The following is a 12433-nucleotide window of genomic DNA, read 5'->3' as shown; positions in this document are numbered from 1 at the left end:
TAGAAAGTGTACAAATGTGTACCTGATTGTCGAATATGCCACTTGTGCGCCGCGCTCCACTACAATACGCGACAAAATGGCGGCGCGGAGGGGCGATGCAACGTGTAATGCTGGTGGAGGACGATGCGCGGCTTGCCGCGCTGGTCAAGGAATACCTCGATGAATACGACTATGCGGTCGACGTGGTGATGCGCGGCGACCAGGCCGTGGCGCGCTTTCGCGACCTGCAGCCCGACCTGGTCATACTCGACTTGACCTTGCCCGGCGTCGATGGCCTGGTGGTGTGCCGCCAGCTGCGCCAGCTCAGCGCCGTGCCCATCCTGATACTCACCGCGCGCGAAGACACCTTCGACGAAGTATCGGGCCTGGAGCAGGGCGCCGACGACTACGTGAGCAAGCCGGTGCAGCCCCGCGTGCTGCTGGCCCGCCTGCGCGCGCTGCAGCGGCGCGGCAGCGCGGCGGGCGGCAGCGACATCGTCATCGGCCAGTTGCGCGTGTCGCGCGAAAACCGCGCCGTGCACTGGCGCGGGCAGGAAATCGCCATGAACAGCGCTGAATTCAAGTTGTTCGCAATCCTGGCCGACGCCGCTGGCAAGGTCATGTCGCGCAACGAGATCCTCGTGCGCATGCGCGGCATCGAGTTCGATGGCCTCGATCGCAGCATCGACAACTGCATCTCGCGCTTGCGCCGCAAGTTCGATGACGGCGGCGCGGAACGCATCAAGACGGTATGGGGCGAAGGCTATCTGCTCACGCCCTCCGCCTGGGAATGACCCGTCTTTTCTGGCGTTTCGCGCTGCTGGTGGTGCTGGCCATCGCGCTGGCCAGCTGCGTCATTTACTTCACCTTCAGCCGCCTGTTCGGCGATCCGCTCGAACACATCGCGCGCGACCAGGCCGCCGGCCAGATATTCCTGCTGGAGCAGTACATCGACCAGGCGCCCGCCGATGACTGGCTGCCGCGCCTGAACAAGGTGCGCGAAGTATCGGACGTCGCGCTGGAATTGCAGCCCCTGTCCATCGTGCTGCCGGCGCTGCCGACCGAGGCGCGCGCGCAGCTGCTGCGGGGCGCCGTCGTGATGGACGTGGGCGGCAAGGCTTTCTATCGCCGCGTGGACGCCACGGGTGCACGCTATGCCGGCAGCGAGGACGATGTGCTCCACGCGCAAAACCTGCCCATCGACGTTGGCCAGGCGCTGCGCATGGAGGCGATCCGCTTTGCGGTCATCGCGCTGTGCCTGCTGCTGCCGCTGGGCTGGTGGACGCGCGCGCACGGGCGCAGCCTGGCCGCGCTGTCGCGCATGGCCGACGATTTCGGACAGGGCGACCTGGCGGCGCGGGCGCAGGTCAAGCCCGCGTCGAGCATCGCGCCGCTGGCTGGCCGCATCAACGAGATGGCCGAGCGCATCGGCTCGCTGCTGGAAGCGCGCCGGCATTTGCTGCTGTCGGTGTCGCACGAATTGCGCACGCCGATCGCGCGGCTGGAATTCGGCCTGGCGCTGCTGGACGAACGGCATGGGGGACTTGACCCTGCCCTGCGTCGACGCGTCGACGCCATGGGCGCCGATGTCGAGGAATTGAAAACGCTGGTCAACGAATTGCTGGGCCTGATGCAGCTCGATCACGCGCCAGCCTTGCCGCGCCAGCCGTTTGCCGTGGCGCCCTTGCTGCGCGATTGCATGGCGGCCGTCCTGCCGCGGCAAGTGGAAGCGGGCATCGCCGATGACCTGGGCGAATTGCGCGGCGATCCCCGCCTGCTGGCGCGCGCCATCGGCAACCTGCTTGGCAACGCGGCCAAATATGCCACCGCGCGCATCGCGCTGTCGGCCGTGCGCGAAGGCGATGCGCTGCGTATTGTGATCGAGGATGATGGCCCCGGCATTCCCGCCGGCCAGCGCGAACAGGTGTTTGCCCCGTTCTATCGGCTGGCCCGCGAACAGGACCATGCGACCGCCGGCCACGGCCTGGGACTGGCGATTGCCGCCAGGGCCGTCGCGCTGCACGGCGGCGCCATCGCCATCGACGACTCACCGCTGGGCGGCGCCCGCTTCACGATTTATATTCGGGTCTGAGCACCGGCGCAGCGCGTCTCTGGCGCTGCGCCATGTACGAACTGCCCATCGACGCGGCCATGATCATGGCAATCGCCAGCCATTGCCCGGCACCGAGGCGCTCGTCGAGCAGGATGTACGCCAACATGGCGGCCACGGCCGGTTCCATGCTGCTCATGATGCCGAACGCCTGCGGCGTCAGCCGCTTCAGGGCCACCATTTCCAGCGAGATCGGGATGGCGCTGGAAATGAGGGCCACGCCCAGGCCCACGCCCAGCACGACGGGCGAGAGCAGGGCGGCTCCGCTGTGCATCACGCCCACGGGCACGACCACCAGCGCGGCCATGGTCAGGCCCAGCGACACGGAGTGACCCGCATGCAAATGGCTGGCGCGCTTGCCGAAGACGATGTACGAGGCCCAGCAGACGGCCGCGCCCAGGGCGAACAGCACGCCCGTGGGATCGAGGTTGCTGACGTCGTGGCCGAGCGGCAGCAGCAGCGCCAGTCCCGCCACGGCCAGGGCCACCCAGACGAAGTCGAGCGGGCGGCGCGAGGCCAGCAGGGCCACGGCCAGCGGGCCGGAGAATTCGATCGCCACGGCGATGCCGAACGGGATCGTGCGCAAGGCCATGTAGAAGCACAGGTTGGTCAAGCCCAGCGCGGCGCCGTACAGGGCCACCGTGCGCAGGTCGGCGCGGTTCAGCTGCCAGCGCCACGGGCGCCAGAACAGCAACAGCAGCAGGGCGGAAAAGCCCACGCGCACGGCCGTCGTGCCTTGGGCGCCGACCAGCGGAAACAGGCTGTGCTTGGCCCATGAGGTGCCCAGTCCCAGGCAGGTGACGGAGCCGAGGATGGCCAGCAAGGGAATCAGCGAGGAATAGCGGCGTAATGGCATGGTGATAAAAGGCTTGATATCGGAATAGTGAAAGTTTATTGTGTCTGCTCCGAGTTTTGTACTGCAATTTGACCTTCATGACGCAACTTTCGCTCACGCCCTCCATTGCCCTCGACGCCTTCGACCTGGCGATCCTCGACATCCTGCAGCGCGATAACACAACTTCGCAGCGCGAAATCGCCCAGGCCGTGCATTTGTCGGCGCCGGCCGTGCAGCGGCGCATCCGCCGCCTGCGCGAGAGCGGCGTGATCCGCAACGAGGTGGCCGTACTCGACGCGAGCCGCCTGGGCCGCCCCCTGATCCTGACGGTGGAAGTGCATCTGCACGACGAACACCCGCAGCGCACGGCCGCCATGCGCGCGCGCATCATGGCCGAGCCTGCCATACAGCAGTGCTATGGGATCACGGGCGAGGCTGATTATTTGTTGATCATCACGGCCAGCAGCATGGCCGAATACGAGGCGCTGACGGAACGCTTGTTCGGCGGCGACGACAATATCCGCCGCTACCGCACCTCGGTGGCCTTGACTTGCCTCAAGATGGGCTTGCACGTGCCGCTGGGCTAGGGGAAGATTTTGCCCAGGCATAAGCGGGACAGGGACGAATGTGGGAGCATGAAAATTGGAAGAACAAGGAATGTCGAATCTGGCCGATCCCGGCCTGCTTGCCGCCTGGCTGGCGGCGCGTTCCATTGCGCGCGGCTTGGCGCTGCCCGTGCCCGATCACGGCGGGTGGCGTGTCGATACGGACTTGCCGGGCGAAATCCGGCGCCACGTTTTTGCGGGACCCTGCTCAGGCATCAGCGCGCTGGCAGCCGCTATCCACGGTCCGCATATCTTCATCAAAATGTGCGGCGACGGGGAGCAATTGCTGGGGCTGTTGCCGCCGCGATGGCAACTTTGCCCCTGCGGCTATTTCATGACCCATGAAGGCAGTCTGCAGGCGCCGGACCTGCCTGCCGGCTACCGCCTGGACGTGGCAACATCACAGGAAATCACGACGGCGCATATTCTGGCCGAAGATGGCGGTATTGCCGCCAGCGGCCATGCCGTCGAATATGCCGGTGTCTTTGTCTTTGACCGCATCGTCACCGAGGCCGGCCACCGGCGCCGGGGTCTGGGGCGGGCGCTGATGGCCGCGCTGGCGGCCAGGCAACGATCGGCCAGCGCGCGCCGGGTGCTGGTGGCAACGGACGATGGGGCGAAATTGTATGCGAGCCTGGGCTGGCATAGCGAATCACCCTATTCGACGGCAACGATCGTTCAAGCTGGCATACCGTGCTCCCTATCGGGCAGCTAGGGCTGCGCATCGCGTTCGCGGCAGCTCAATGACGCGTAATGGCCCTTGGGCAGCCGGGCCTTGATGGCAACCTCGCTCAGGGCATGTTGTACATCGACGGGGTCGGTCAGGGTGCAGCGCTGGGCACTGGCGAACGCTTGCAGTTTTTGCGTGCTGCCGCGCACCTTCACCGTCACGCCGGCGCCGGGGCTGACGCAGCAGCCTATGTATTGCGTGATGTATTCTTCCTCGATGAGCACCAGTTCATGTCCCATGAAGCTGGCCGGTTTCTTCAGCAAATAATAGTCTGTGTAGTCGAAGCGCTGGTCGGGACGCTTGCCGATATAGCCTTCGCGCATGTAGGCGGCGATGGCCTTGCCCGAGGTGCCCACCCTGTCCGTCGTGCCCTTTTTCAGGTGCAGCGCGTGGAGCAGGCCGCTTTCAAGTCCGGGATCGGCAGCGGCGCTGGCACAGCAGGTCGCCAGCAGAAGAGTGCCCAGCAGGCGGCGGGTGCGGCATTCAGGCATGGGGTGGATTGCTTGCATATATTTGACGCGAATTTGACGAGAAGGGGAGGTGGGGCGCAGTGTAGCCCACGCCGGCCCGTGTGCGTGGCACAATGCGTGATCCGCACGCCACGTGCCATTCACCCCAGGATTTTCATGACCCGCGCCCTCCTTGACCAAGCCCAGATCCATCCCGCCGCCCGCCCCTTGATCGGCAGCAAGCACAAGGACATCGTGCGCGAGGTGCAGGCGGCCATCGCCGCGCACCAGGTGGTGGTGGTCGGCATGGCGCTCAATCCGTTTCCCCGCAAGGCGCGCAAGATCCTCGACGTGCTGGGCACGCCCTACCAGTACCTGCAATACGGCAGCTATCTGAACCAGTGGCACCGCCGCAATGCCCTGAAAATGTGGACGGGCTGGCCGACGTTTCCCATGGTCTTTGTCAACGGTGTGCTGATCGGTGGCGCCAGCGAGCTGCACAAGCTCGTGGAAAATGGCGAGTTCAGCGCCATGCTGGCCAAGAAGGTGCGCGAGTTTTAAGACCCGCCTTCTATTCTCCTTACTCGCCCGGCCGCCAAGGTGACTTGCGCGTGCGCAGCGGGTCGAGCAAGCTGCGCAAGTCGTTGTGATCGAGTTCGTACATCAGCGCGATTAAACTGCCCAGTTCGCCCGAGGGAAAGCCCTCGCGCGCGAACCAGCCCAGGTAGTGGCCCGGCAAGTCGGCCAGCAGCCGTCCCTGATATTTCCCATATGGCATTTCGCGCGTGACCAGCAGCGCCAGTTTTTCTGAATTCATGGTGGTGACCCCGTGTTGATGCAGCCAGTGTAGCAGAGCATCGTATTGTTGATTTGTGCGCAACTATATTCTGCCTGGCGAGGTATTTTTCGAAACAAAGAAAACCCCGATACTGGATGCCAACATCATTTATCGGAGTTTGCCATGCCCATTGCCTTGCTCGCGCTGACCCTCAGCGCATTTGCCATCGGAACCACCGAGTTTGTCATCGTCGGGCTGTTGCCCACCATCGCCGCCGACCTGGGCGTCAACCTGCCGTCGGCTGGCTTGCTGGTCAGCCTGTATGCACTGGGCGTCGCCGTCGGCGCACCCGTGCTGACTGCCCTGACGGGCAAAATTCCCCGTAAAACCTTGCTGTTGTCCCTGATGGTCTTGTTCACCCTGGGCAACTTGCTGGCGTGGAAGTCGCCTGGTTATGAAACCCTCGTCGTTGCCCGCATCCTGACGGGGCTGGCGCATGGCGTGTTCTTTTCCATCGGCTCGACCATCGCCACCTCGCTGGTGCCGAAGGACAAGGCCGCCAGCGCGATTGCCATCATGTTTACGGGCTTGACCGTGGCCCTGGTGACGGGCGTGCCGCTGGGTACCTTCATCGGCCAGCATTTCGGCTGGCGTGAAACCTTCCTCGCCGTCTCGGCCCTGGGCCTGGTCGCCTTTGTCGGCAGCCTGCTGTACGTGCCGTCGACCATCAAGCACAGCAAGCCTGCATCCCTGCTGCTGCAAGTGCAGGTGCTGGGCCAGCCGCGCCTGTTGCTGGTGTACGCCATGACGGCCGTCGGCTATGGCGGCTCTTTCATCGCCTTTACGTATCTGGCACCGATCCTGCAAGACGTGTCGGGTTTCAGCGCCGGCGCCGTGGGCGTGGTGATGCTGGTGTATGGCGTGTCCGTGGCGTTCGGCAATATCTGGGGCGGCAGGCTGGCCGACAAGAAAGGCCCAGTGCGTGCCCTGAAACTGATCTTCCTGCTGCTGGCGTTGGTTTTGCTGCTGTTGACCTTCACGGCGCCGCATCCCGTGCTCGTCGTCATCACCGTGCTGCTGTGGGGCGCCGTGGCTTTCGGTAACGTGGCCGGTTTGCAAGTGTATGTCGTGCAGCAAGCGGAACACTTCACGCCCCGCGCCGTGGACGTGGCTTCGGGTCTGAACATCGCCGCTTTTAATCTGGGCATCGCCGGCGGCGCCTGGGGCGGCGGCCTGATCGTCGAACACCTGGGCCTCGTGCACACGGGCTGGATCGGTGCGCTCGTCGTGCTCGGGGCGTTCGGCTTGACGGCCTTGAGCGGCCGGCTGGATCGCTTGAATCCCATCCCCGTGCGCACTGGCGGCGAAAAGTCGATCCATGCGGTGGGGCACTAAGCCAGCTTGATCTGCCAGTAAGTTTCTGGCAGAAAACATCAAAACGGGCGAGAATGGCGTTTACTTTCTTCTTGCCCATATTCCCCATGTCCGATACAGCAACGTCACCGCTGCGCCTGCGCGCCGCCATCAATCCGAAACCGCTGGGCGTCGCCCTGTTGCTCATCGTGCTGGGCGCCTGGTATTTGGCGCAAACCGTCGGCGCCACGCTGTCCGCGCTGTATGTGGTGGGCGCCTTGCTCGGCATCACCCTGTATCACGCGGCCTTCGGTTTTACGTCCGCCTGGCGCGTCTTCATCGCCGACGGCCGCGGCGACGGCTTGCGCGCGCAAATGCTGATGCTGGCCGTCGGCGTGGCGCTGTTCTTCCCTGCGCTGTCGGCCGGTACTCTGTTCGGCACGCCTGTGGCGGGCCTGGTCTCTCCCGCCGGCACCTCGGTCATCTTTGGCGCCTTCATCTTCGGCATCGGCATGCAGCTGGGCGGCGGTTGCGCCTCCGGCACCCTGTACACGGTGGGCGGGGGCAGCACGCGCATGCTCATCACCCTGGCCGCCTTCATCGTCGGCTCCGTGATCGGCACGGCGCACATGCCGTTCTGGACGGCGCTGCCGCAGCTCCAGCCGATTTCCCTCGTCACGACCCTGGGCCTGGTGCCCGCGCTGGCGCTGAACTGGATCGTCTTCGCACTGATCGCCGGCATCACGGTCTTGGTTGAAAAGCGCCGCCATGGCAAGCTCGTCGCCACGCCGCTGCGGCCCGCGCAAGCGTCGCCCTGGCTGCATGGCCCGTGGCCGCTGGTGGCGGGCGCCGTTGCTCTCGTCGTGCTGAACTTCGCCACCCTGGCGCTGTCGGGCAAGCCATGGGGCGTGACGTCCGCGTTCGCCCTGTGGGGCGCCAAGGCCGCGTCCGTGGTCGGCATCGACACGGCCAGCTGGGCCTACTGGTCGACCAAGGCCAACGCGGCCGCGCTGGCCGCGCCGTTGACGCAAGACAAGACGTCCGTGATGGACATCGGCATCGTGCTCGGCGCCATGCTGGCGGCGGCGCTGGCCGGCCGCTATGCGCCCGTGTGGCGCATCCCGCGCCGTTCGGTGATCGCCGCCATCGTCGGCGGCTTGCTGCTCGGCTATGGCGCGCGCCTGGCCTACGGCTGCAACATCGGCGCTTATTTCAGCGGCATCGTCTCGGGCAGCTTGCACGGCTGGCTGTGGCTGGTCTGCGCTTTCCTCGGCAACGTCGTCGGCACGCGTTTGCGTCCGTGGTTCGGCCTGGAAGTGGAGCGCGTGAAACGCAGCGGCTGCTGATGCCGGCGTGAATAGGGGCTTTGCTGTATATTTCGGCCCCTGTTCCCCTTTGCCGCCAGCGCAACGTTCATGTCCCCAGTCACCCTGTTTGCCGTCGTCCTCGCGTATTTCCTGATCCTGCTGGGCGTGGCATGGCGCACCTCGCGCCATGCCACCAATGACAGTTTTTTCATCGGCAACAAGGACAGCAACTGGATGCTGGTGGCCTTCGGCATGGTGGGCACGACGCTCACCGGCGTGACTTTCATCAGCGTGCCCGGCGCCGTGGGCAGCAACGGTTTCGGTTATATCCAGCTGATGATCGGCTATGTACTCGGTTACCTGGCCATCACCTTCATCCTGCTGCCGCTGTATTACCGGCTGCAGCTGACCTCGATTTACCGTTATCTGGAATTGCGCCTGGGACGGCGTTCCTACCAGAGCGGGGCGGCGTTTTTCATCGTGTCGCGGCTGCTGGGCGCTACGGCGCGGCTGTATCTGGTGGTCAATATCCTGCAAGCCACCATACTCGACAGCCTGGGCGTGCCGTTCTGGCTGACCTCGTGCGTCGTGCTGCTGCTGATCCTGCTGTACACGTATGAGGGGGGCGTCAAGACCATCGTCTGGACCGATACCCTGCAAACGGCGTGCATGCTGGCCGGTCTCGTCATCTGCAGCGTGTTTTTGCTGCGCGACATGGATCTGTCCCTCGTCGACAGCCTCGAGCGCATGCGCGCGCAAGGCCTTACGCGCATCTTCACCGTCGACCCGGACAGCCCTGCCTATGTCTGGAAGCACATCGTGGCCGGCATGTTCATCACGATCGCCATGACGGGCATGGACCAGGAAATGATGCAAAAGAACATCTCCGTGCGGACCTTGCGCGACTCGCAAAAGAATATGCTCAGCCTGACCGTGGTGCTGACCGGCGTGCTGCTGCTGTTCCTCTTCCTCGGCGGCTTGCTGCACCTGTATGCGCCGCTGGCCGGCGTGACGGCCACGGGCGATAAATTGTTCCCCGCCGTGGTGCTCGGGCATTTCCCGGCCGTGGTGCAGCTGATTTTCTTCATTGCCCTCATTTCCGCCCTGTTCCCCAGCGTGGATGGAGCGCTCACCGCCTTGACGTCCACCTTCTGCATCGACATCCTCGGCGTGCAGCGCAGGCAGGATTTGACTGCGGCGCAGCAGATGCGCTGGCGCCGCCGCGTGCATCTGGGGTTTGCCGCGCTGTTCCTGATCCTGATCATGGCCTTCAAATGGCTGGACGACCCCAGCATGATCGGCGTGATCCTCAAGCTGGCCAGCTATACCTATGGTCCGCTGCTGGGCTTGTTTGCCTTCGGCTTGCTGAGCCAGCGCGGCGTGCGCGACCGCTGGGTACCGCTGGTGGCCGTGGCCGGGCCGCTGCTGTGCGCGCTGATCGAGCAGGAGCAGATGCGGCTGTTCGAGCATTACCGCATCGGGCTGGAGTTGCTGATCCTGAATGGCGCCCTGGTGCTGGGCGGCCTGTTCCTCATTTCCACGCCGCCAGGGCAGGGCGGGCAAGGCGTGGAATACTTGTCAAAATAAGACGAATCCGAAGACGATCGCGGCCATTTTCAGCTATATTGATTTCCTTTAGGTATATAACCTCACGGAGCATCAATGTCACTCAACCCCTTCCCGCCGCTACGCCGCGGTTTTGGCGCATTCTGGCGCGCGCTGGACGCCACCCGCCGCGCGGTCATCAATCTGATTTTCCTGCTGATCGTCATCGCCATCCTGATCGCCATTTTCGGCGGCGGCGCCAAGCCCCTGGCGGAAAAGACCACGCTGGTGCTGGACTTGCAAGGCCCGCTGGTCGAGGAAACCCCGGGCGGCGTGCGCGAGGCCGTGCTGGCCAATGTCAGCGGCGAAGTCAAGAAAAACGTGCAGCTGCGCGACGTGCTGGCGGTGCTCGACACGGCGGCCAAGGACAAGAACATCGGTTCGATGGTGATCATGCTCGACGAATTGCAGGGCGGCGGCCTCGCTTCGCTGCGCGAAGTGGCGGCCGGCGTGGAACGCTTCCGCGCCACGGGCAAGAAAGTCACGGCCTGGGGTTCGAGCTATAACCAGCGCCAGTACCTGGTGGCGGCCAAGGCCGACGAGGTATTCCTGCACCCGATGGGCGGCGTCATGCTGGAAGGCTTTGGCCGCTACCGCAATTACTACCGCGACGCGCTCGATAAAGTGGGCGTGACGGTCAACCTGCTGAAAGTGGGCACGTATAAAAGCGCGGCCGAGCCTTTCATCGCCAACGGCCCGTCCGAAGCGGCGGCCGAAGCGGACCGCTACCTGAACAACGGCCTGTGGACCACCTACACGACGGACGTGGAAAAATCGCGCAAGCTGCCGGCCGGCGCCATCATGCAATCGATCGATGCGCTGCCCGCGCTGATGACGGCCGCCGGCGGCGACCTGGGCAAGCTGTCGCTGGACGCCAAGCTGGTCGACGGCCTGAAAACGCGCGACGAACTGCGCCAGTTCATGATGGCGCGCGGCGCGAAGAACACGGAAGGCACGAATTTCCGCCAGGTGAACTACACCGATTACCTGGCGCGTTTGCGTCCCGTGCACATCGGCGACGCCGTCGGCGTGGTGATCGCCTCCGGTGAAATCGGAGACGGCATCGCGGCACCGGGTTCCATCGGCGGCCTGTCCACCTCGCGCCTGATCCGCCAGGCACGCGAAGACAAATCGATCAAGGCCATCGTGCTGCGCGTCGATTCGCCGGGCGGCAGCGCCTTCGGCTCGGAACTCATCCGCCGCGAACTGGAACTGACGCGCGCCGCCGGCAAACCGGTGGTCGTCTCGATGGGCAACGTGGCCGCTTCCGGCGGCTACTGGATCAGCACCTCGTCCGATGAAGTCATCGCCGACGCTGCCACCATCACCGGTTCCATCGGCGTGTTCGCGATTCTGCCGACGGCCGACAAGGTGGTGGAAAAACTGGGCATCCACACGGCCGGTTCGCCGACCACCTGGCTGGCCGACGCGGGCAACCCATTGCGTCCGCTCGACCCGCGCTTTGCGCAAGTGATCCAGGGCTCGATCAACCACGTGTATGGCGACTTCCTGAATCTGGCCGCCAAGGCGCGCAAGACGACGCCGGAAAAGATCAATGAAGTGGCGCAGGGCCGCGTCTGGACGGGCTTGCAGGCGAAAGAGCGCAACCTGGTCGACCGCATCGGCAGCTATGGCGATGCGCTGGCCTCGGCCGCCAAGCGCGCCAATCTGGGCGCCGACTACCGCGTGACGTACCTGGAGCAAGAAACGTCGAACGTGGACCGCCTGATCGGCATGTTCGGCTCCAAGGCCATGGCCTCGCTGGGACTGGGCGAACACGTGAAGCTGGGCCTGGCCACGACCGGCTTGCCGGCCGACGCGGCGCTGGGCATGGCGCAGGACCTCTCCTGGCTGTCGGGCATCACGCGCGAACATAAACCGTTCATGGCCCTCACGCACTGCCTGTGCGAGGTGCCCTTGGGCGGCAAGTAATCGCAGTAGTGATATGACCTCAAGCCGGCTTCGCCCGGCTTGTTTTCCTTGAGGAGCGCAATATGCCAAGCGACATGAATACAGACACTGACAAGGCGATCACCATCCGCCCTTGCGCCAAGGGCGATGAAGCAGCGCTGGCGCTGGTGGGGCAGGCCACTTTTCTCGAGGCGTTTGCCGGCATCCTCGATGGCGCCGACATCATCGCCCATTGCCAGCGCCAGCACGACGTACAACTGTACCGCGACTGGCTGGCGCTGCCGGCCATGCGGCTCTGGCTGGCCGAGGCCACGCCGGGCGGCGCACCCGTCGGCTATCTGGTGCTCAGCCCCGCCAGCCTGCCGGTGGCGGATCCGCGGCCGAATGACCTGGAAATCAAGCGCATCTACCTGCTGCACCGTTTCCAGGGCCAGCGCGTGGGCCAGCGTTTGATGCAGGCGGCGCTGAGCCAAGCGCGCGCCAGCGGAGCGGGGAGGGTGCTGCTGGGCGTGTACGCGGAAAACCACGATGCGCTGGCGTTCTACGCGCGCTGCGGCTTTGCGCAGGTGGGCCGGCGCACTTTCCGTGTGGGCCGCACCGACTACCAGGACGTCATCCTCGGCATGACGCTGTAAGCGCAAACGGCCCACGTGACGCCAGGTCAAGCCGGCTGGCGGGAGATTTGTAGCGAGTTTGTATCTGCATGCGAGTCGCCCGCGCGCCGCTGGCGCCGGGGCGCGACGCCCGCCAAGCCTGATTTTTCCACCGTTC

Annotated in this window: 13 protein-coding genes; 10 read left to right on the top strand and 3 right to left on the bottom strand. The window is 64.8% G+C overall.

Annotated elements, in window-relative coordinates; all coding sequences use genetic code 11:
* The first annotated feature begins 95 nt into the window (after nt 1-95).
* Nucleotides 96-773 (top strand): response regulator transcription factor, encoded by a 678-nt coding sequence (locus P9875_RS21185; RefSeq protein ID WP_035820458.1) that lies wholly within the window; start codon nt 96-98, stop codon nt 771-773.
* The gene (locus P9875_RS21180; RefSeq protein ID WP_278316529.1) at nt 770-2071 is read left to right on the top strand and encodes an ATP-binding protein; all 1302 of its coding nucleotides are present in this window, start codon (nt 770-772) and stop codon (nt 2069-2071) included. Before P9875_RS21185 ends, P9875_RS21180 begins: the two co-directional genes overlap by 4 nt.
* Here the strand turns inward: P9875_RS21180 and P9875_RS21175 are convergent.
* Nucleotides 2049-2945 (bottom strand): EamA family transporter, encoded by an 897-nt coding sequence (locus P9875_RS21175; protein ID WP_099400395.1) that lies wholly within the window; start codon nt 2943-2945, stop codon nt 2049-2051. The genes P9875_RS21180 and P9875_RS21175 overlap by 23 nt on opposite strands.
* 77 nt (nt 2946-3022) lie before the next feature.
* Between P9875_RS21175 and P9875_RS21170 the strand changes: the two genes are divergently transcribed.
* Together P9875_RS21170 and P9875_RS21165 are read left to right on the top strand one after the other, a co-directional pair.
* A complete protein-coding gene (locus P9875_RS21170; RefSeq protein ID WP_035827813.1) occupies nt 3023-3511 on the top strand; it encodes an Lrp/AsnC family transcriptional regulator in 489 nt (162 codons plus the stop codon).
* Nucleotides 3512-3581: 70 nt separating this feature from the next.
* On the top strand, nt 3582-4244 hold the full coding sequence (locus tag P9875_RS21165; protein WP_099400396.1) for a GNAT family N-acetyltransferase: 663 nt from the start codon (nt 3582-3584) through the stop codon (nt 4242-4244).
* Here the strand turns inward: P9875_RS21165 and P9875_RS21160 are convergent.
* Nucleotides 4241-4750 carry a hypothetical protein gene (locus P9875_RS21160; protein WP_278316528.1) on the bottom strand — a complete coding sequence of 170 codons (510 nt, stop codon included), beginning with the start codon at nt 4748-4750 and terminating at the stop codon, nt 4241-4243. The genes P9875_RS21165 and P9875_RS21160 overlap by 4 nt on opposite strands.
* A 135-nt stretch (nt 4751-4885) precedes the next feature.
* On the opposite strand from P9875_RS21160, the gene P9875_RS21155 reads away from it, so the two are divergent.
* Complete coding sequence (locus P9875_RS21155; RefSeq protein WP_035820452.1) at nt 4886-5269, top strand: glutaredoxin; 384 nt, start codon at nt 4886-4888, stop codon at nt 5267-5269.
* A 19-nt stretch (nt 5270-5288) separates the two neighbouring features.
* Here P9875_RS21155 and P9875_RS21150 read toward each other — a convergent pair whose 3' ends face one another.
* Complete coding sequence (locus P9875_RS21150) at nt 5289-5525, bottom strand: DUF3820 family protein (protein WP_034749909.1); 237 nt, start codon at nt 5523-5525, stop codon at nt 5289-5291.
* A gap of 144 nt (nt 5526-5669) precedes the next feature.
* Here P9875_RS21150 and P9875_RS21145 point away from each other — a divergent pair, with 144 nt between their 5' ends.
* From P9875_RS21145 to P9875_RS21125, 5 genes are all read left to right on the top strand, one after another.
* Complete coding sequence (locus P9875_RS21145) at nt 5670-6881, top strand: MFS transporter (protein ID WP_278316527.1); 1212 nt, start codon at nt 5670-5672, stop codon at nt 6879-6881.
* A gap of 86 nt (nt 6882-6967) precedes the next feature.
* Nucleotides 6968-8185 carry a YeeE/YedE family protein gene (locus P9875_RS21140; RefSeq protein ID WP_278316526.1) on the top strand — a complete coding sequence of 406 codons (1218 nt, stop codon included), beginning with the start codon at nt 6968-6970 and terminating at the stop codon, nt 8183-8185.
* Between the two features lie 69 nt (nt 8186-8254).
* Nucleotides 8255-9733: a sodium:solute symporter gene (locus tag P9875_RS21135; protein ID WP_278316525.1), complete on the top strand. Its 1479-nt coding sequence runs from the start codon at nt 8255-8257 to the stop codon at nt 9731-9733.
* A 75-nt stretch (nt 9734-9808) separates the two neighbouring features.
* Nucleotides 9809-11683 (top strand): signal peptide peptidase SppA, encoded by a 1875-nt coding sequence (sppA, locus tag P9875_RS21130; RefSeq protein ID WP_278316524.1) that lies wholly within the window; start codon nt 9809-9811, stop codon nt 11681-11683.
* A 74-nt stretch (nt 11684-11757) separates the two neighbouring features.
* Nucleotides 11758-12297, top strand: coding sequence for a GNAT family N-acetyltransferase (locus P9875_RS21125; RefSeq protein ID WP_278316523.1), 540 nt, complete (start codon nt 11758-11760; stop codon nt 12295-12297).
* The last annotated feature ends 136 nt before the right edge of the window (nt 12298-12433 follow it).

It is taken from the genome of Janthinobacterium rivuli, assembly GCF_029690045.1.
Lineage (GTDB): Bacteria > Pseudomonadota > Gammaproteobacteria > Burkholderiales > Burkholderiaceae_D > Janthinobacterium > Janthinobacterium rivuli.
Note: the sequence above shows the minus strand (reverse complement) of the source record. Positions and strands in the feature narration are given on the sequence as shown.